We start from the raw sequence: 20,286 nt of genomic DNA on the forward strand, positions 1-20,286 counted from the left end.
CTTAAACCTGCAAGTTTCTAAAAAACATTGCGAGAATGGTCATTCCTAGACAGCCTGAAGAGGTTGCTTCAGAAAATCTTCAATAATTTGCATAGTTTGTTCAACTTGGAAGCAAGGGAAACCATGCGAAGCATGTTCAATACTTACAACTTTTACATTTTCTGCAAGTAATTGCTGCATATTTTGAATAATTTCGCAAGGAACCAGAGCATCTTTCTCGGCAAACACATGCAATTGCTGCCCTGTATAATGCGCCAAAGTTTTGGCTAAATTCAACTGCTCTAATAGCACTAAACCTTGTTCTAATAGTGAAATTGGTTGTGGCTTAATCAGTTTTTGCATTTGAATAAAATCTTTCTTGGCAGAATCTGCTCCTTGACACACCAAAAATCCAAAGCGCTTGAGCGTTGCCACAGCATCTTGTTGGAAGGACTGTTTGAATTGCTTAAATGTTTCTTGCGGCATTGCAGTTGACCAGTTTGGTTGTGCAACAAAACATGGATTGGACGCCAAGCTGATCAAGATTTTTTGTTCTGAAAACTGTTGTTCAAGCTGCTGTACTAGCAGTGTGGCAAGCTGTCCACCCAATGACCAGCCGATAATCACATCAAAACGACGCGCCAGTTCCACATGGTGTTGCAAGGTTTCAGCATCGAAAGCATTAAAAATATTAATTAGCTCAACGATATATCCCTGTTGTTGTAGCTTGTGTTGTAAAGGCTCTAACAGTTGTGTACCACCACCCCAACCCGTAATCAGTAAAATACTTGCGTTCAACGTTTTGCTCTAAAAATAAAACTTTGCACAGCAGTATAACTGCTTTTATTTTGCGACTGAGCTGCATTTCCTATCATTCTCAAACTACAAAGTCACACAGTTCCGCCTTATAAAGTCATCTCACATATGGTTCAGGCTTTAATCCCTCTCACCAAGCACCACACATAGTCGTTCTGGAATTTTGTTGTACGGGTGATAGCAATAGTTTGCTAAGATAAAGTTTCCTTAGCATCAAAAAATTAGAAGAAAATGGCTTTAAATCAATTACTCCGTGTCAGCTTAATGGGGATAACCTGTAGTTTCGGGACTTACCATTTAACTCATGCCGAAACTTCGATTTTTTCTTCTTCCACTGCAAGCCAGAAACAATGGGTTGGACAGGCAGCACCTAGCTTTAAATTACAAGATCAAAATGGCAAATGGCATGAGTCCAAACAATATCGTGGTCAGTGGATGGTCTTGTACTTTTATCCCAAAGATGACTCTCCTGGCTGCACTCAAGAAGCCAACCAGTTTAAAGCACTGTATCCTCAATTTTTAAAAGCAAATGCCGTCGTATTGGGCGTCAGCCTTGACGATGTTAAATCCCATCAAAAGTTTTCCAGTAAATTGGGACTCCCTTTTCCAATTTTAGCCGATCAAAAACAACAACTGGCAGGTCAGTTCGGCATAGTCCGTAATTTTGGTGTAGCTCAAATTGCCAAGCGTGAAACTTTCTTGATTGATCCTAAGGGTACTATTGTCTATCACTACAGCAGTGTGAACACACAAACACATGCCAAACAGGTTCTGGCAGATATTCAAAAATTTTCTAAAAAGTAAAAACATACAGCATGAAAAAAGGTTTTCAAACTGAAGTCTGAAAACCTTTTTTCATTGCATTCTGTGCTTACATTTGCGACTGAATATAATTTTGTAAGCCAATCAATTCAATTAAACGCATTTGCTTTTCTAACCAGTAGGTATGGTCTTCTTCGGTGTCGGACATTTGCTGACGCAACATATCGCGCGTCACATAGTCACCCTTTTCTTCTGCCAGTTTCACGCCTTGTGCCAATTTCTCACGTACATGATATTCCAGTGCCAAGTCTGCCTTTAAACAGGTCACCACGTCTTGCCCGACATGAATATCATCACGGTTCATATTCGGTGTGCCTTCTAGAAACAATACACGACGAATTAAGGCATCTGCATGAGAGGCTTCTTCTTGCATTTCATGATCAATACGCTCAAAGATTTTACTTAAGCCCCAATCTTCATACATACGTGAATGAATGAGATACTGATCGCGAGCTGCAAGTTCCCCACCGATCAACATATTTAAATAGTCTACTACTTCTGGATTGCCGCGCATCTCGTTATACCCCATACCTTTTTAAAATATTATGGCGACATTTGAAAAAGATTGCAAAAGTTAAATTTTGTAAGCTTATGATTTTTATAAAATTAAAATGAGAAACATACGCATTTGCAGTTTAATTTAAGCCATTTTCCGCATATAAAATAAGCCTTTGCAGTATTTTGCATCTTAGGGCAAAGGCGATTTCATTCAAAATTTTGCTTATTTTAAAATTTGTAACTATTTAAAATGGTCCTTATTTCACCACGTCTTTAAAACATCACGAAGTGAAAATTATCACACCATGATTTTTTTATTATTAAAAATAAAAAGTTACTCTCAATTTAGAACAGCGAGTCTCCACTATTAGATAGTAAGCGTTAAACACACCTCCCAATAGTTTTTATTGATCATGTTGTCTATATGGGCTAATCAAGTCGTCTTTACCTCGATCAATTTTGTTTGATGACGTGCATCAACATCTCCGTAAATGACGCATAAGTTAGAAACCTGTTTCCCATAAGCAAAGACTTTCATCACATTCAGGCTTACACTATGCCAATACTTAAAACAACAACGGTTGATCTATGACAAACTTAGCAACACAAGCACCTGTACTGGTCACAGGTGCCTCGGGTTATATTGCCAGTTGGGTAATTCAAAAATTATTAACCCAAGGCTATACCGTACATGCCACTGTCCGTGACCTGAACAAAACGCAAAGCTTCGCGCATTTATCTAAAATTGCAGAAAGCAGCGCAGGAACACTCAAACTCTTTAAAGCCAATTTGCTCGAACCAAATTCATTTAAAGAAGCCATGCAAGGCTGTGAAATTGTGTTTCATATGGCGTCACCTTTCGTCGTTACTAACTATAAAGATGCGGTGAAAGACATCATTGAACCTGCTGTTTTAGGTACAGAAAATGTTTTAAACACCGTCAATGAAACTCAGTCAGTCAAACGTGTCATCCTCACTTCGAGTATTGCATCGACATATGGCGATGCCGTGGATATTTTAAAAACCGATCATAATACTTTTGATGAAAGTCACTGGAATACCAGCAGCTCAGAAACCCATCAGCCTTATCCATATTCTAAAGTGATGGCTGAGCGTAAAGCTTGGGAAATGGCCGATGCACAAAACCGTTGGCAATTGGTTTGCATTAATCCAGCGTTGGTCTTTGGTCGTTCATTAACCCCAAATACCCAGTCAGGATCAATTGAGGTCTTACAACAATTTACCAATGGCTTAACTCTCGCGGGTGTTCCACCTATGTGGAATGGTGTGGTCGATGTTCAGGATGTCGCTGAAGCACACCTACAGGCTGCATTTAACCCCAAAGCAGCTGGTCGTTACATCGTCAGTAGCGATACTTTAAGTTTGCTTGAAATTGGTCAATTACTTAAAGCACATTTTGGTTGGAAGTTTCCATTTCCACGCAACGAACTGCCAAAAGCGGCCTTTAAAGTGATTGGTCCGCTCATTGGTTTTAGCCGTGAATTTGTTGAACTGAATATGGGTTACCCTATTTATTTTGATGCGAGCAAGAGCCAAAAAGAATTAGGTTTACAATATCGTGATGTCAAAGAAAGCTTGATTGAGCATTTTCAACAATTGCTCAACGACGGTGTGATCAAACAATATATTCCTTGAAAATAAATAAAAGGCATAATGCTCGTCAATTTCATAGTTGACGAACATTATGCTTTTTCTAAATTGATGAGGGAATATGAGACACGAAATGTCATCAGCAACTGTTCGAGACAACACTACATTCGAAAAAAATGTTTCTGCGACAATTTTATTCATTGATAACAATGAACGAGTTTTGCTGATGACTAAAGCCTTTGGTTACTTTGAACTAATCCAAAGTAACATACAAACTTCAAGCATTTGATGCTAATTCGGTAAGACTCCGCTGTGGCCCCCTCATCATTAAAAGTCGTTTTAGTCGTGCTTTAACTGAACAGTATATTTTTGATCCAAATCCAAAAATCTAAGCCTGTAACTGACCATAATCTTGCATCAGTTGAATAAACTCACTTTCATTCATCACATGAATACCGAGCTTTTCAGCTTTTTCTAGTTTGGAACCAGCTTTTTCGCCTGCGACCAAGCATTTGGTTTTGCTGGAAACACTGCCACTAACACGCGCACCCAATGCTTGTAACATTTGCGTTGCTTCATCACGTCCCATTTGGCTGAGCGTACCCGTAATCACCCAGCTTTCACCATTAAAAGGTTGGCGTGTTGGAGCGACAGGTGCATCCCAGTGAATGCCTGCTGCCAACAATCGATCCAAAACTTCAAGGTTATGTGGTGCTTGGAAGAAATCGACAATCCACTCTGCCGTAATATCCCCAACATCTGGTGTTTTCTTTAAAGCCTCAATATCTGCTACCCGCAGTGCATCAAGAGTTTGAAAAGTATTGGCTAACATTCGTGCTGTGGTTTCCCCCACTCCGCGTATTCCGAGCGCATAAATAAAAGCTGCCAATGTGGTTTTTTTGCTGTTTTCAATCGCATCAAAGAGATTTTGAACCGACTTTTCGCCCATTTTTTCAATCGTGAGCATTTTTTCACGATGTTCATGTAAGTGGTAAATGTCTGCGACATCTTGAAGTAAATCTAGATGCAACAATGACTCTACCCATCGATCACCCAAGCCTTCAATATCCATGGCTTTACGTGATACAAAGTGACGAATTGCCTCAATACGCTGTGCAGCGCAATATAAGCCACCCGAACAACGTGCTAAAGCTTCACCTTCAGGCATCACTACAGGTGATTCACAAACAGGACATTGTTCTGGTAAATGCACTTCCTGAGTATCATTTGGACGGAATTCGGGCCAGACTTTTTCCACCTTCGGAATCACATCACCACTACGATACACACTGACCGTATCACCAATACGCACATCTAAACGATGAATTTCCCCAATATTATGCAAAGTCACATTCGATACCGTGACCCCACCGACGGCCACAGGATTTAAGCGTGCTACAGGGGTTAAAGTTCCAGTTCTTCCCACTTGCCAGTCAATATTTTCAACTGTTGTAAGCGCAGCCACCGCAGGAAATTTATAAGCCGTTGCCCAACGGGGTTCTCGACTTAAAAAGCCCAATTGCTGTTGCTGTTTTAAATCATTGACCTTAACCACCATCCCGTCAATTTCAACGCTTAAATCTGGACGTTCCTGATTAATTTTTTCATAGGCTTGCTGTACTGCTTGAATGCTGTCGCAAATGAAATGACGCTCACCGACGGCAAAGCCAAACTCTGTTAACCAGTCCAGACTCGCAGACATGGTGGCTAAGCCATGATTCGGTTCACACTGTGCAATACCATAGGCATAAAATGCCAGTGGGCGTGCAGCGGCAATTGCTGGGTCAAGCTGTCTTAAACTGCCCGCAGCGGCATTACGTGGGTTAGCAAAAGTCTTTTCACCCTTGGCTTCATTTTCGGCATTTAACCTTTCAAAACCAGACTTTGGCATGAGTACTTCGCCACGGACTTCCAGTAAAGTTGGAACCACCCCAGAGGCATGCGTTAAAACTTTCGGTAAGTTACGGATGGTTTTAACATTCTGGGTAATATCTTCACCCGTTTCACCATCTCCACGAGTTACGCCACGAACGAGCACCCCATTTTCATACCACAATGAAATTGCCAAACCATCGAACTTCAATTCGACATCGTATTCAATCTTCTGATTCGGTAAACGTTCTTCAATGCGTCGCGCGAAAGCAAACAGCTCCTCTTGATTAAACACGTTACCTAAGGACAGCATCGGCACAGCATGGGTCACCGATTCAAATTTTGCCAATGGCTTACCACCCACTTTATTGGTCGGGGTATCAGCCTGAACGCATTCTGGATATTGTTGTTCTAATGCCTTCAGTTGGTGAAATAACTGGTCATACTCACTGTCGGCAATGGTGGGCTGATCCATCACATAGTAGGCATGATTGTGCTGTGCCAGAATCTGAATCAGTTGACGCATTTGTGCGACAACAGTGTTTTGCTGAGTCATAGTTTCACCATAAAAAAGGGCGGTTTCTCCGCCCTTTAACAATCTTGTCTGCCTATTATAAAAGTCAGACTCTCATTTTCAATTTGATATTATACCGTTGCCTGTTGACCTGAACGATAGTCAATTGCTTGATGACGCCAGAATTCACGCGATTGAGCCGTCATTTCCTGTTGATTCTGGTCGTAAATTGTGCCATCAATTTCACGTGCAATCAGGTTAGAAATACTCACCATGGTGTCAAATGCATTCTGAACATCGTTGTGTGGTAAAGCCAAGAAAAAGGCTAGACCTTTGACTTGTTCATTGGCCAGAGTTTCTAAGTCAAAGCCAGCAGGCCCTTCTTCGGTAATCTGTAAAACAGAAAATGAAAGCTTTTCATGTTCTTCATCATAACGATGGAAACATGCCATTTCACCATAACGAAGACCGTATTTAAGTAATACTTTTAAAGTCTTGTCACCCGTCAATACACGGCGTTCTGGATAAATGTTGAAAACAATAAATTCTTCTGCCGTTTGTAAAACACTTTCTTCATCGACACGTTGTTGTTCGTGTAAGTGCTCATCTAAAATACTGCTTTCTTCATTGAATTCAACAATTTCTGCTTTTTCAATATGATGTGCATTTAAATGTAAGCTTTCTTCTGCATCCGCTACTGGTGCAGTTTCTTCTACTTTGACTGTTGTCTTTGCCTCAACCTCAGTCTTTGTTTGTGTTGCTTCAGTTGTCGCTTCAGCATCTGTATTGACTGCTATCTCTGTAGCTTGTTGTTTTTCCGTGGCAACGTTAGGGTCCTGCTTTTCAGTGCTCTCTGCAACCACTTCAGCATCATTCAGCGTTGGCTCAACGCGTTCTGCTGTTTCAGTCGAAGTCTGCAATTGGTCGCGTACATGACGCGGAATAATTGGAAGCTGACTATCTGAATTCACCTGCAATTCACTATCGAGTGAAGGCGTTGCACTCGCAGGTTTTTTAAACAGCATGAGTAAACCAACTAAAATAATGATAACGGCAATAACAATACCGACTATTGTTGTGACTTCCATATTATGACTCCGCGACTAAACCGTATTCTTTTGCCTGTTCCAAATTTACGCTAACAAGTTTTGATGTCCCGGGCTCTGGCATCGTTACCCCCAATAAGTCTGTTGCCATCGTCATTGCTAGCTTATTATGTGTAATGTAAATGAATTGCACTTGTTCAGAAAGCTCTTTTACCAAATTACAGAAACGACCAACATTAGCATCATCCAAAGGCGCATCAACTTCATCCAGTACACAAAATGGTGCTGGATTTAAACGGAAGATAGCAAAAACCAATGCCAACGCGGTAAGCGCTTTTTCACCACCCGACAGCAATGCTAGTGAACTGTTTCTTTTGCCTGGTGGGCGTGCCATGAGTTTGACCCCAGATTGCCAGTCATCTTCCAAACTTAAGCTTGCTTCACCACCTTCAAAGACTTTCGGGAATAATTCTTGCAATTCAGCATTGACCTGATCAAACGTAGTCATAAACAATTTACGTGTTTCTTGGTCAATACTTTTCATTGCAGCTTGCAGTTGTGCCACAGTCTTTTCGAGGTCTTCAATTTGATGGCTGAGTTCATCAAAACGCTTGGAAACTTCTTCATATTCTTCCGAAGCCGCCAGATTGACTGCCCCCAATTTGGCAAATTGCTGCTGAGCTTTTTCTAGTTTTGCTTGATGCGCAGGTAAATCAATTTCAAGACCTGTAATTAAGTCACTCCCCATCGCTTTTAACTGCTCAGAATAATGCTGAAAGTCAGATTTGGCTGCTTGCCATGACAACCGTTTTTCTTCCAGTTGCGTGCGTAAACGCTCATCTTGTTGCTGCTGTTGATGGCGTTGTTCAGTGACTTGCTGCTGCTTCTGTTGCACGCTATTCAGTTCAAGTTGCCACGCATTCCACGTTTTTTGTAATTTTTCTGTTTGTTGAAATTGCTCGGCAAATTGCGATTCCAAACTCGGAAGCTCTAATTGAACTGGATCAACAAACTTCTTCGCCTGTTCCATCTGCTGACCAATTTGCAGATTTTGCGTTTTCAGGAAAGAGCTATCTTTTTCCAATAATTCAATTTGCTGTTGGGTTTGGGTGTTTTGACGGCGCAATACTTCCAACTCTTGCTGCGACTGTAAACTTTGTTGCAGTGCCAATTCTAATTGTTCAGTCAACTCATCCAGTTGGAATTGCGTGGTTTTATAGTGGGGTAAAACCTGTTCCAGTTTTAAGGTCAATGCATGCAAATCAATTTCAAGATCATCCTTTTGCATGGCATCTTCTTCAAGTTGTTCATCTAACTGTTGCAACTGGTCACGCAATTGTTGTTGCTGAATGGCAAAAGCCTGCGCACTGCTTTGTAACTTGGCAATGCTCACATCGAATTGTTGTAGTGTTTGTTGCTGCTGTTTGAGTAATACTTGCTGTTGTTTAAGCTGCACCTGATGTTGCTCAATCTGTTGCTGCAAGTTAGGTAATTGCTGATCTGCCAGCTCATATTGTGTTTGTAAATGACTCAGTGCAATTTCAATACTTTCTAAACGAATCCGATGGCTCAATGCCCCCTGACCTGCTTGACTGCTTTCATCATAAAGCAGACCAATCACCCAATCTGCCGCAACATGATAACCATCCAAAGTTAAAATCGACTGACCGTGCTGAAGCTGAGATTGATAAGACAAAGCTTCACTTAGTGTCGTCGCAATAGCAACCTGATTCCACAATGAATGCTGTGCAGAGGCAATCCAGTCTGCCAAACATGGCAACTGAGCCAAAGCCAGTTTACCAGCACCAACGCTCATTTTAAGTTGACGCGCAATACTGTCTTGAAATTCGGCCTCTGCATCCAAGACTTCCGCCGAAAGCCATTTGGCAAGGAATTTCTCGATTAACTGCGCATGCGGTTTACCTTGTTCAGTCAACTTCAAGGTTTGCATCAATTGCACATTGGCATTATGAGACTCAGGACTTTGCTTGACCAAAAGTTGGGTCAAATTTTTCTGTTCAGACTGCAACACCTGTATTTCAGATTTCAATTGCAACACTTGAGTTTTTTGCTGCGCAGATTGTTCCTGCACCTGTTCTAGCTGCTGACGCTGCTGCTGAATCATGTGCTCGGATTGTTCAATCTGTATCTGGAGCAATTGTTTGTCTTGTTCCAGTTGTTGAATATCTTCTGATTGTGCTTGAGTTTGGATCTGAGTGGCTTGGAGTTGTAAGGTTTGCTGTTGCTGCTCAATACGGACGATATTTTTACTCAATTGCTCAGACTGCGCCAACATTTGCATTTTCTGCTGTTGCTGCTTTTCCACCTGAGCTTTGATTTGTTCAAACTGTTGCTGAACTTGCTGCTGTTGCGCTTTTAAATCTTGATAACGTTGGCTTTGCTGTTGACTCAAAATGTCTTGTTGCTGCAACTGTTCAGTCTGAACTTCCTGTTGTTGTAATAAGGTTTCAAGCTGTAGTTCAATCAGTTGCAAACGCTCTTTGGTTTGTGCCTTTTGCTGTTCGAGTTGCGCCAACGTTGAGGTATTTTGCTGAAAGAGCGATTGTTTTTGCTCTAAAGTGACTTTTAGTTCAGCCAGCTTTTTCTCAGCTTGTTGCCACTCATTTTGCAATGGCGTCGATTGTTGAATCAAACGCTGAAATAACTCACTGGTCGAACTTAAATCATGCTCCAACGTAGTTAAATCCGAGCGAACCAATTTAAATTGATCACCCAATTCATTCATTTGTACCGTATATTCTTGCTGCAAACGGCTGCTTTGTTCGCATTGGAAAGACAATACTTCGACTTTAATGCTACGAATGGTTTTTTCTAATTCTTTATATTGAATTGCCGTTTCAGACTGGCGCTTCAAGGTTTTTAATTGCGATTTAAGCTCTTGGGCAATATCTTCCAAACGAGATAAATTTTGGCTGGTATGGTCTAAATGTAATAACGTTTCACGTCGACGCGCTTGATAGCGAGATACCCCTGCCGCTTCTTCAATAAATACGCGCATTTCTTCGGGCTTAGCATCGACCAAACGGTTAATCATGCCCTGTTCAATAATGGCATAAGACCGTGGACCTAGGCCTGTCCCCAAGAAAATATCGGTAATATCCCGACGGCGGCATTTGGTGCCATTTAAGAAGTATTCAGACTTGCCATCTCGATTGACCTGACGGCGAACCGCTAATTCATTATAAGCGTTATAAGCACCGCCTAATTTACCATAAGTATTTTCAAAGCGAAGTTCGACACTGGCCATCCCTACAGGCTTGCGCTTGGCTGTCCCTGTAAAAATGACATCCTGCATACTACCACCACGCAGTTGGCGTGCATTGGATTCGCCCATGACCCAACGGATGGCGTCAATCACATTGGATTTACCGCAGCCATTCGGTCCCACCACCGCACTACGGTTGGCTTTGAATTGTAATGTCGTGCTGTCGGCAAAAGATTTGAAGCCTGAAAGTTTTAAACTGCTTAAACGCATAATGTCCTGTTAACGTCGTGAACGACGCGCCCATGCTAATTCGATTTGTTTCATCCGTGTTAGAGATTCCAACACCAAGTTACGCAAGTGTCGACAAAAATCGTCCATAAATAAAGTGGCTTGTTGTGATTTTCGGATTAAAATTGCATCACTCACCAGTTTAAACAACTCAAACGACTCTTGTAACTCTCTACGCGAAGTATTTAAGGTTAAGAAATAGCTGCGACGTACCGAAGGCAACAACTCCTGATAGAAATTCATCAAGTAAGGATTTGCCACCATCTCTTGCTGTCGTGCCAAATACTGAAAAATTAAATCATAAAATTTTTCAGTATGCCCATGACGGCATTCTTCTTGAATTTGCTCCATTAACTTTTGAAATTGCTCTGCTTCATGCTGACGCCAAGTTTCCGCAATGCGTTGCACAATTTGTCCAGACAGCATGGCACAACTGTCAAATAATGCCCGCACCTGTTGTGCCGACATTTCAGAAACAATCGCACCCCGTCGCGGAAAAATCTGAATCAAATGCGTACGCTCTAACAGCAGCAAAGCTTCACGCACAGACCCCCGACTGACATCCAGCTCTTTGGCGATTCTTAATTCCTGTATTCGCTCACCTTCGACCAGTTCGCCACTAATGATCTGCTCACTAATATGCTTGGCAATTTGCTCTGAGAGGCTCTCTATTTCTTCTTGTTGCATACTTTTCCTATCTTGTTTTTATAAGATGCAATCCACAATACATCACATGACTCATGGAACAGTTTTAACTGATTTCATCCCTTCCACGCCATGTCATTGTCAGACAATATTATGTCTAAAAAGCCAATTTAAACAGCAAAAGTCATCATAAATCTTTAGAATAATTTTGAAAATCCTTGGTAAATAAAATAAAGACCTACGGTGGTGAGCAAGCCTGCGAAGCATCGCTTTAACATTGCAGGTGACAATTGATGAGCAACTTTCGCACCAAGTTTAGCTGTGACAAAACTCATCAAACTGATGCCTAAAAATGCATAAACATGAATATAACCAATGGTATTCGGTACATCGACCTGTGCTTTGGCACCAAACCACATAAAGCCTAAAGCACCTGCCACAGCAATCGGTAAACCACAAGCTGCCGATGTGGCAACCGCCTTTTGCATGACCACTCCATGACGGTTTAAATAAGGTACCGTTAGGCTGCCACCTCCAATCCCAAAAATCGCTGAGGCAATTCCAATACCACTACCTGCCAGCATCTGCTTTGCTGTCGAAGGAAGCTGCTTCGAGGTATCCACTTGAGCTTTTGCCCCTTTGAACATGCGATAAGCCACCCAAAGTGCAAAAAAGCCAATGATCAGTTGCAAGCCCTGACTTGGCAGTAAATCTGCAATCCCTGCACCTAAAAATGACCCTAAAATTAAGCCAGGTGCCAAGTGACGGAACACCGACCACAACACTGCACCTTTCTTATGATGTGCGGACACAGAGCTGAATGAGGTCACAATAATAGTCGCCAAGGAAGTTCCCAATGCCATGTGCATAATGACCGATGGATCATAATGAAGTTGGGTAAATACAATATAAAGGATCGGCACAATAATTAAACCGCCACCAACACCAAATAATCCTGCGGTAAATCCTGCGATTGCACCAATCAGTAAATATATGATTAACTCCATAAATATTTTTCACTATACTCAGATTCAAATGGATGTAGAAACTCGCCAACTACAACAACGACTTCAAGCGGCTCAACAACTTCCTGAAGTCCTGATGCTCAAACCGACCACCGCATCAACCAATGATGATGTGCGTGAAATTGCACAAAAAGGTATACAAAGTGCATTGGTGTGTAGCGCCCAACAAACTCAAGGCCGAGGTCAGCGACAACGCCAATGGGTGTCACCCGAAGGAAACGTGTATTTAAGCACATTGCTAAATACTCGAACAGCAATAGATGGGCGTTTGGCCTTAGAAGTTGCCTTGAATATTCTACATATGCCTAGCCTAGAGCAACTGAATTTACAGATTAAATGGCCAAATGATTTGTACAGTGTACAAGGCAAATGGGGCGGCATTCTGATTGAGCCGATTACCCCAAACCAAGTCATTGTCGGTGTTGGACTCAATCTTGCACCTGTTACGGATGCGAGTATTGATCAACAAGTGACATCACTCACAGAGCTAGGACTACAAGGCACTTCACGCATTGATTTGATTGCTGAACTTTATCTGGCGATTCACTGTGCTGGAGAATGGTTTGATCACCAGAGCTATAATCTGGCTGCTCGCTTTAATCGTTATGCCGCTTTTCAGCAACAAGCCGTCGAGTTTGAACATAGTACAGGGAACTGCGCTGGAACCTTTATCGGTATTCAAGACGATGGTGCGGTACTACTTGAAACCGAAGCAGGTATTCAAAGCTTTTACCAAGGTCGTTTACGACTCAGTACAGCAACCCAATAGGATGACATAATGAAAAGTTTATGGCTTGATATTGGTAATACCCGACTCAAATATTGGATTACGCAACATGACCAAGTTGTGGAACATGCGGCTGAGTTACATCTACAATCCCCTGCCGATTTACTTCTCGGGTTAATTCAACATTTCCAAGGCTTGAACATTCAACACGTTGGGGTTTCTTCAGTTCTAGACTCAGATAATAACCAACGTATTCAGAGCATTCTGAAACGCTTAAGTGTACCTGTGATCTTTGCCAAAGTGCATACCGAATATGCAGGCTTAAAATGTGGCTACGATGATCCTACACAGTTAGGGATTGACCGTTGGTTACAAGTCTTAGCAGTTGCCAATCACGCGAATCAGAATTATTGTGTCATTAGTTGTGGTACGGCCCTGACCATTGATTTAGCAGATGGATTACAACACCTAGGCGGCTATATTCTGCCGAATTTGTATTTGCAACGTGATTCCCTGATTCAAAATACCAAAGGCATTAAAATTCCAGATGCGGCCTTTGAAGAACTCAGCCCAGGCAGAAATACTATTGATGCGGTGCATCATGGCATTTTATTGGGTTTGCTCAGTACCATTGAACGCGTCATGCAACATTCACCTCGACAGTTGGTACTCACAGGCGGTGATGCTGAATTGTTTGCCGAACATTTACAGCAATATCAGCCAATTGTTGAAGCAGATTTACTTTTAAAAGGTTTACAACATTATATTCATCATCAAACTGAAAGCATCAAAGGCTGAAGGATCTGCTGCAAGAGTGCAAATTCACTAAAACCATCCTGCTGAGTAAAGTGCCTTGCCTGTTTCACTTCCTGCAATTGCGCATTCATAAAATGTCCAAATTGCAGCGCAAGTGGAGGTGGGACAACGGAGTCGTTATTAGAAAATAATGCGATTCGATGTGCAATTTGACGGTGTAACACACGACTTTCTAGCTTTGCTTGTTGGATAAATGAATTAAGCTCAGGCTTATGTGGCGTCACAGATTTAAACCCTGCCACACAAATAAGCGCCTCAATTTTTTGATGGTTTAAATGCTGACTCAAATAATGGGCGACAGCTAAGCAACCCAAACTATGTGCTATTACAATACTGTGCTCATTCAAGTTTGACATCTGCATATCCAATGCTTGTTGCCAAAGATCGAACTCAGGAACATCTGCATCAGGTAAAAAAACCAATTTCGCTATACCGTGCATAGCTTTGACCTGTTGTGCCAACCAAGAAAACCAATGATCTTCGGGCGAAGAATTTTCACCGTGCACAATAAAAACAGTTTTGGGCTGAATCGACATAACTACATTTCTTTTTATTCATTTTCGATCAAATACTAATCACAACTTTTATGGTTTTATATTGATCTTTTGTAGTTCCTTAAAAATCCAAGACATAAAAAAATAGGTGCATCACGCACCTATTTTTTATTAAAGATTCTTCAATTATTTTTTTTGATCATTGTTACCAAAGAGTGGTCCCATACCACCACCGCCACCGAATTGCTTTTGCAAGCCACCCAATGAACGCATCATTTTTGCCATGCCCGATGGGTTAGCAAACTTCTTCATCATTTTCGCCATTTGTGCATGTTGTTTGATGAGTTTATTCACTTCAACCACATCCATACCACAACCTGCTGCAATACGCTTTTTACGGCTTGGGTTCATCAGGTCTGGGTTACGGCGTTCTTTAATGGTCATCGATTGAATAATCGCTTCCATTTTCTTCACTTGCTTTTCAGGATTTGCTTGCGCAATTGCATCTTGAATCCCTGAATTGCTCATGCCAGGCAACTTGTCCAAGAAGCCCATCATGCCGCCCATTTTGTTCATTTGCTCAAATTGCATCAGCATGTCTTCAAAGTTGAAGCTGCCACCTTTTTGCAATTTTTTCGCCATTTTTTCGGCTTTTTCTTTGTCGATTTTGCGTTCAACTTCTTCGACTAAAGAAAGGACGTCACCCATACCCAAAATACGTTGTGCAACACGTTCTGGATGGAATGGCTCTAAGGCATCAAGCTTTTCGCCCATACCCAAGAATTTGATTGGCTTACCCGTAATCGCACGAACAGAAAGTGCTGCACCACCGCGTGCATCACCATCTGTCTTAGTCAGGATCACACCCGTTAATGGTAACGCATCGTTAAAGGCTTTGGCTGTATTTGCCGCATCCTGACCAGTCATGGCATCAACCACGAATAAGGTTTCAGTTGGCTTAATCGCAGCGTGTAGCTCTTTGATTTCATCCATCATGTCATCATCGACATGTAAACGACCCGCAGTATCGACAATCAAAACATCCGCAAACTGGATCTTGGCTTGTTCGATAGCACGATTGGCAATATCAATTGGCTTTTCATTGGCATTCGATTCAAAGAAAATCGCACCAACTTCACCAGCAACCGTTTGTAACTGCTTAATTGCCGCAGGACGGTAAACATCGGCAGAGACCATTGCCACTTTTTTCTTTTGGCGTTCTTGTAAGAAACGCGCTAATTTTGCCGCAGTGGTAGTTTTACCAGCACCTTGCAAACCTGCAAGAAGCACAACCACTGGAGGTTTTGCTGCGAGGTCAAGGCTTTCATTGGCCTCACCCATCATCTTGGTTAATTCGTTATAAACAATTTTAACGAAGGCTTGCCCAGGGGATAACTGTGTCATCACTTCCTGGCCTAATGCTTCTTCCTTAACTTTCGCGATGAATTCACGAGTTACAGGTAACGCAACATCGGCTTCAAGAAGTGCCATACGTACTTCACGTAACGTATCTTTAATATTATCTTCGGTTAGCTGCCCTGAGCCAGTAACATTTCTTAAACTCTGCGTGAGTCGTTCTGTTAAGGTATCAAACATTGCAAAATCCGCTTAAAATAGCCAGTAGCAAAAAAATCTTTCTTAAAATAGAAAATTTATGCATAAGATGCTATAGGATACTGTAGTTCGAGTCGAATTTATATAAATGAATATTCATCATCCTGAAAAAGGTTTGACATGATTAGTCTCCCCTTGGTTTATACCATTTTGGCTTTAATTGCCTATACCACCTCTTTTTGGTATTTATTCCTGCATTTAATGTCGAAACGTGAACCAAACCATTGGTTTATTGGCGTAATTTTGGGCTTGGGTCTACTGCTGCATGCAGGAGTGCTTTACCACGATATGATTACGCCGCTTGGGGTCAATTATGATGTTTTTGTACTCATGTCCTTTACCTCAGGTTTAATGCTCCTACTGAGTTTAATTTTTAGTACCTATCGCCCCATTCTGGCATTAAATTTAATTGGTATTCCTGTCGCTGCGACAGGGCTGATTTTAGGTTTCGCCTTTAGTAAGCCTAATCAATTTATTGAACAGCATTCGGTTAGCCTAGATATTCATATTATTCTGTCTTTATCGGCCTATGCTGTCTTGCTGATGGCAACCATTCAAGCGGTAATTTTATGGTTTCAAAACCGTGAGCTAAAAAACAAACAAAAGAAGCGTATTTGGGTTAATTTGCTTCCCTCTTTTCAAGCGATGGAATCGTTATTGTTTGATTTAATTCAAACAGGCTTTATTTTACTGACCACAGCATTAGTGTTTGGTTTCTTCACCATTGAAGATTTCTTTGCTCAGCATTTAGCTCATAAAACTGCGTTCAGTATTATTTCATGGTTTGTCTATGGTTCTCTGTTGATTGGTCACTACAAATTTGGTTGGCGTGGGCAAAAAGCCATTCGCTTTACCCTGATCGGTTTCTTCCTTTTAGCTGTTGGTTTTATTGGTTCTAAGTTTGTACTGGAAATGATTTTAGGAAGATAGAGGCATTTTTTTAGTTTGGCTGATTAACGATATAGTGCATTTTTCATCAGGCAAATAAGGAACATCAAAATTCAATAGCAAAGCTCAGTTTGTCTAAATTGGGCTTTTATTCAACCATCAACCTATTGATTATAAATGACTTAAATAATGCATTTCGTATAAGGTGTATTATGTTGATTTTAGGAAAATTTAGGATTACTCACTAGGTAATTTAAAATTAGGATCATAAATTATTCTTAATTCTTCGAAAATCTCTATTAAGTAATGTCGATTTTCCTTACCAAATGGATAAAAGATCATTTATAAAAAATAAAACTTACACAAAATAATTTAATAGGCTCTTATTTTATAGTGTTAGCATTTTCACAAACTAAATTAAGCATAGCTAAATCATTACCACTATTAACTTTCACTATTTCACCTTTTTTATCACTCTTATACTTAACTTCACCATTATTTTTATCACCGATCATAAAGTCTAAAATCTGCATCGTTTTATGTGAACAGTCAAAAGCCATGTGGTATTGTGCAATATTATCTTTTTCAAATTCACCTGTATAAAATTTTGTTTCAGGTTCACCAACTAATTTTCTAACAACAGTGATTTCAAATTTACTTTTACTCGATGGATAAAATTCAATTGAATCTAGTTCAAAAGCATAAGCTACATCATCTTTTTGAAAATAAATTTCTTCAGCTTGAATACTATTTGAAAAAATAGTACAGGTAACGAAAATTACGCTAAAAAATGTTTTTTTCATTTACTAAAACTCATACATTATTTTTTGTTGTATGATTTTATATAACTACAATATCCGATCATAGGTGAAATTAAAAAATATATACAAGTCTAACACCTACAGGTATTTAGCATAAAATATCTTCTGCGAATCAAAAAAGGAAGCTCATAGCTTCCGTTTTGTATTCCTTAGACATTACTAATATACTTTCCATCTATTGTCTCAACATATTTTTTCATCGTAAAAATTTTAGATAATCCTCATAATTTTCAATTGTTGAAAGAGATAGTCAGTTGATGCAAAGAGTTTCAGCCAATTCTTTTTGAGAAATCTCTGATTCTTCACGAACCAGATAAAGCCGATTTTCTAGTAATAACTCATCAGCCATTTGTTGAATACGTACTTGACTCTCTGGAGAGCAGCTAGCCAATAATTTTTGTAAGTTCTAAGCCATCAAATTATTATCCTGAAGTTGAGAGATAGATCAGTATAGTCTCCAAGTCCCTTATATTCTGTACACTTTAGTGTTCAAATTTCAATTAAATTAAGACACATCATAAAAACGTATAAGTCAAACGATATTTTTATAGGTCATACAGTAATAACATATAAGTTATCAATAAGTTACAATACTCTATATTTATAAAAATCCAAGATGAAATAAAATTACAATGCTTGATTTAACCGATAAAAATTCTCAGGTTTCCAGTCAGACATTAATTAACCCGAATCCTGCTTAAGCCCTATTTCCACAATACGAATCACCTGCTTATTTCGTTGAGTTAATTGATATGCGCATAACGATGCGTAAATCCCACTTAGAAATCCATGAATACTACGTGCTTTACTCGTCACTAAATTGTATTAACCTTTCAATAAGCTGAATAACGTTTCTATTTTATTATGCTGTTTTAAGTGATATTCATCTGATGCACAGAGTTGAACAGACTGCATATTCTTTCGATGAGAAGTAATCAAATCAATACTTTGACTTTTTAATCTGCTTTTTAATTCTTGACTAATATAGCCACGATCAGCATATAGTTTGGCAGTCATTCCTTTGACGAACTGTTCAAACATTTTAATATCTGCTGTATGTGCATTCGATAAGGCTGTACTGACAATCTTTCATCAAGGCGAAATGTAAAGCATGCAGTGCCAATTGATGTGCTCCGATGAGATGAACCATTCGTTGGTAACACGGTAAATATCTAAAGAGTTGGCTTTGATGTTGCTTTAATGAAAAGAAGAAGGTTTTGAAATTATTGAAATGAGAACACTTATACCAAATGGCGATGAACACGATTTCTGAGAGTTTCAATTGAGAAGACCGCATCCTCAAATGCTTGTTACTGTCTTTTAAAAACGTCCAATAAATTGCTTCAAATTTCTGAAAAAATCATCAATCATACAAAAGAAATATGTAAAACCGAACATGGTCGCTGAAGGCGTAGGTGGTGTGGTAACTTCCTAATAGTTTTAAGCCACCTTTTTTTCAAGTTAATTTCTTGTCCGCGATTCAGGTTAATTACTAAAAGTTGTGATAATTAAAATCATCACAACTTTTCAGTCGGGATTGTTCTAAGTTTTGGGTAAGTACTTAATTTTTATTTATCCATTTCATTAAGAACCTGAATCATTTCTTTTGTAGGTTTTAAATGACCTAGTTGCCATTGTTCAGGTGGATGTTCATCAATGCGAATCCAAATATGCTCTCTAAAAGCAGCTCTTCCCTTACCTTCAATTTCCACAAATAAATCTGTTAAACGCTTAAAAAGCTCAGCTTTACTGTCTTTATCAAGTAAACCTTCTATTGTTTGTACATGAATGAATGGCATATTATTATCTCAATTAAGTCTAGGTCTATATTCAAGACTCAGATTAAGCGGAGTTCTCCTGAATGTCAAATCAAATATCTTTGAGTCACAAGTTTTCTTCCGAAGCCTGTGGAATTGTTAAAATTGCTGAAATTCTAAATGACCGATGGACCATTCTCTTATTAAGAGAAGCCTTTTATGGAGTAACTAAATTCAATGATTTCATGAAAAATACAGGTATATCCAAGCAAATCCTATCCAATCGATTAAAGCATCTTGTTGAATTAAATATATTAAAGTTGTCTTTATACAAAGAAATGGGAACAAGAGAACGTCAAGAATACTTACTCACATCAAAGGGAAAAAGTTTGAATGTGGTATTACTGGCTATGTTAGAATCTGGTGGTCATTTTTTATCAGAAGAAGAGCCTGTCGTTAAAATTTTCCAAAAAGATCAAGATGTAGCGCTTAGATTGAAACTTGTTAATGAAAATAATCAAGTGGTTAGTATTAACGATGTGGAATTAAGAACTGTTTCTAATTCTAAAAATTAGTTTAGAAAAGCTAATCAGACTTCTTTCATCAATTACTTTCTGCTTAGCTCTAAATTTTGGGCGCCACTGCATAAAGCTCAAGAACGTTCTGTAATGAAAAAGAGTTATACAGAAATACTTCTACCTTAAAAGGGTAATAAAACTATTAATATCCTATCAGAAAATTCTTTTTTTACTCTTTTGCAAAGCACTGATTTCTTATTCCTCTTTAACATAATCGTGCTTATACAAAATAGATTTTTAAGATTACCT

General features: G+C 39.7%; 17 protein-coding genes and 2 pseudogenes. 6 read left to right on the forward strand and 13 right to left on the reverse strand.

Features of this window, described 5'->3' with window-relative positions:
* Positions 1 to 45: 45 nt before the first annotated feature.
* Positions 46 to 777 (reverse strand): alpha/beta fold hydrolase, encoded by a 732-nt coding sequence (locus F4W09_RS15320; RefSeq protein ID WP_016166082.1) that lies wholly within the window; start codon positions 775 to 777, stop codon positions 46 to 48.
* Between the two features lie 282 nt (positions 778 to 1,059).
* Between F4W09_RS15320 and F4W09_RS15325 the strand changes: the two genes are divergently transcribed.
* Positions 1,060 to 1,599, forward strand: coding sequence for a peroxiredoxin (locus F4W09_RS15325; protein ID WP_228130558.1), 540 nt, complete (start codon positions 1,060 to 1,062; stop codon positions 1,597 to 1,599).
* A 67-nt stretch (positions 1,600 to 1,666) separates the two neighbouring features.
* On the opposite strand, the gene ftn is transcribed toward F4W09_RS15325, so the two are convergent.
* Positions 1,667 to 2,131 carry a heteropolymeric bacterioferritin subunit Ftn gene (gene ftn, locus F4W09_RS15330; RefSeq protein ID WP_151505293.1) on the reverse strand — a complete coding sequence of 155 codons (465 nt, stop codon included), beginning with the start codon at positions 2,129 to 2,131 and terminating at the stop codon, positions 1,667 to 1,669.
* Positions 2,132 to 2,703: 572 nt separating this feature from the next.
* Between ftn and F4W09_RS15335 the strand changes: the two genes are divergently transcribed.
* Positions 2,704 to 3,771 (forward strand): SDR family oxidoreductase, encoded by a 1,068-nt coding sequence (locus tag F4W09_RS15335; RefSeq protein WP_151505294.1) that lies wholly within the window; start codon positions 2,704 to 2,706, stop codon positions 3,769 to 3,771.
* Between the two features lie 343 nt (positions 3,772 to 4,114).
* On the opposite strand, the gene ligA is transcribed toward F4W09_RS15335, so the two are convergent.
* The 5 genes from ligA to F4W09_RS15360 all read right to left on the reverse strand — a co-directional run bounded on the left by ligA (position 4,115) and on the right by F4W09_RS15360 (position 12,324).
* Complete coding sequence (ligA, locus tag F4W09_RS15340; protein WP_151505295.1) at positions 4,115 to 6,154, reverse strand: NAD-dependent DNA ligase LigA; 2,040 nt, start codon at positions 6,152 to 6,154, stop codon at positions 4,115 to 4,117.
* A gap of 89 nt (positions 6,155 to 6,243) precedes the next feature.
* The gene (locus tag F4W09_RS15345; protein ID WP_151505296.1) at positions 6,244 to 7,200 is read right to left on the reverse strand and encodes a cell division protein ZipA C-terminal FtsZ-binding domain-containing protein; all 957 of its coding nucleotides are present in this window, start codon (positions 7,198 to 7,200) and stop codon (positions 6,244 to 6,246) included.
* A gap of 1 nt (position 7,201) precedes the next feature.
* A complete protein-coding gene (gene smc / locus F4W09_RS15350) occupies positions 7,202 to 10,654 on the reverse strand; it encodes a chromosome segregation protein SMC (RefSeq protein ID WP_151505297.1) in 3,453 nt (1,150 codons plus the stop codon).
* A gap of 9 nt (positions 10,655 to 10,663) precedes the next feature.
* A complete protein-coding gene (locus F4W09_RS15355; protein ID WP_016165310.1) occupies positions 10,664 to 11,359 on the reverse strand; it encodes a GntR family transcriptional regulator in 696 nt (231 codons plus the stop codon).
* Between the two features lie 155 nt (positions 11,360 to 11,514).
* Complete coding sequence (locus tag F4W09_RS15360) at positions 11,515 to 12,324, reverse strand: sulfite exporter TauE/SafE family protein (protein ID WP_016165311.1); 810 nt, start codon at positions 12,322 to 12,324, stop codon at positions 11,515 to 11,517.
* A 28-nt stretch (positions 12,325 to 12,352) separates the two neighbouring features.
* On the opposite strand from F4W09_RS15360, the gene F4W09_RS15365 reads away from it, so the two are divergent.
* Together F4W09_RS15365 and F4W09_RS15370 are read left to right on the forward strand one after the other, a co-directional pair.
* Positions 12,353 to 13,111 carry a biotin--[acetyl-CoA-carboxylase] ligase gene (locus tag F4W09_RS15365; RefSeq protein WP_151505304.1) on the forward strand — a complete coding sequence of 253 codons (759 nt, stop codon included), beginning with the start codon at positions 12,353 to 12,355 and terminating at the stop codon, positions 13,109 to 13,111.
* A 9-nt stretch (positions 13,112 to 13,120) separates the two neighbouring features.
* Positions 13,121 to 13,867: a pantothenate kinase gene (locus F4W09_RS15370; protein ID WP_151505298.1), complete on the forward strand. Its 747-nt coding sequence runs from the start codon at positions 13,121 to 13,123 to the stop codon at positions 13,865 to 13,867.
* Here the strand turns inward: F4W09_RS15370 and F4W09_RS15375 are convergent.
* Together F4W09_RS15375 and ffh are read right to left on the reverse strand one after the other, a co-directional pair.
* Positions 13,843 to 14,421: an RBBP9/YdeN family alpha/beta hydrolase gene (locus F4W09_RS15375; protein WP_151505299.1), complete on the reverse strand. Its 579-nt coding sequence runs from the start codon at positions 14,419 to 14,421 to the stop codon at positions 13,843 to 13,845. The two genes, F4W09_RS15370 and F4W09_RS15375, sit on opposite strands and share 25 nt — an antisense overlap.
* A 144-nt stretch (positions 14,422 to 14,565) precedes the next feature.
* Positions 14,566 to 15,975: a signal recognition particle protein gene (gene ffh, locus F4W09_RS15380; RefSeq protein ID WP_016165315.1), complete on the reverse strand. Its 1,410-nt coding sequence runs from the start codon at positions 15,973 to 15,975 to the stop codon at positions 14,566 to 14,568.
* A 138-nt stretch (positions 15,976 to 16,113) separates the two neighbouring features.
* Here ffh and F4W09_RS15385 point away from each other — a divergent pair, with 138 nt between their 5' ends.
* Positions 16,114 to 16,923 carry a cytochrome C assembly family protein gene (locus F4W09_RS15385; RefSeq protein ID WP_016165316.1) on the forward strand — a complete coding sequence of 270 codons (810 nt, stop codon included), beginning with the start codon at positions 16,114 to 16,116 and terminating at the stop codon, positions 16,921 to 16,923.
* A gap of 341 nt (positions 16,924 to 17,264) precedes the next feature.
* Here the strand turns inward: F4W09_RS15385 and F4W09_RS15390 are convergent, their stop codons facing one another.
* From F4W09_RS15390 to F4W09_RS15405, 4 genes and pseudogenes are all read right to left on the reverse strand, one after another.
* Entirely contained in the window at positions 17,265 to 17,684 is a 420-nt protein-coding gene (locus tag F4W09_RS15390; RefSeq protein WP_151505300.1) for a hypothetical protein, read from the reverse strand.
* A 167-nt stretch (positions 17,685 to 17,851) separates the two neighbouring features.
* Positions 17,852 to 18,093: pseudogene (locus F4W09_RS15395) on the reverse strand (transcriptional regulator).
* A 290-nt stretch (positions 18,094 to 18,383) separates the two neighbouring features.
* Positions 18,384 to 19,073, reverse strand: a pseudogene (locus F4W09_RS15400) (transposase).
* A 197-nt stretch (positions 19,074 to 19,270) separates the two neighbouring features.
* On the reverse strand, positions 19,271 to 19,501 hold the full coding sequence (locus tag F4W09_RS15405) for a tautomerase family protein (RefSeq protein WP_016165318.1): 231 nt from the start codon (positions 19,499 to 19,501) through the stop codon (positions 19,271 to 19,273).
* A 62-nt stretch (positions 19,502 to 19,563) separates the two neighbouring features.
* Here F4W09_RS15405 and F4W09_RS15410 point away from each other — a divergent pair, with 62 nt between their 5' ends.
* A complete protein-coding gene (locus F4W09_RS15410) occupies positions 19,564 to 20,034 on the forward strand; it encodes a winged helix-turn-helix transcriptional regulator (RefSeq protein WP_151505301.1) in 471 nt (156 codons plus the stop codon).
* Positions 20,035 to 20,286: the final 252 nt, after the last annotated feature.

This window comes from Acinetobacter tandoii, assembly GCF_008867985.1.
GTDB lineage: Bacteria > Pseudomonadota > Gammaproteobacteria > Pseudomonadales > Moraxellaceae > Acinetobacter > Acinetobacter tandoii.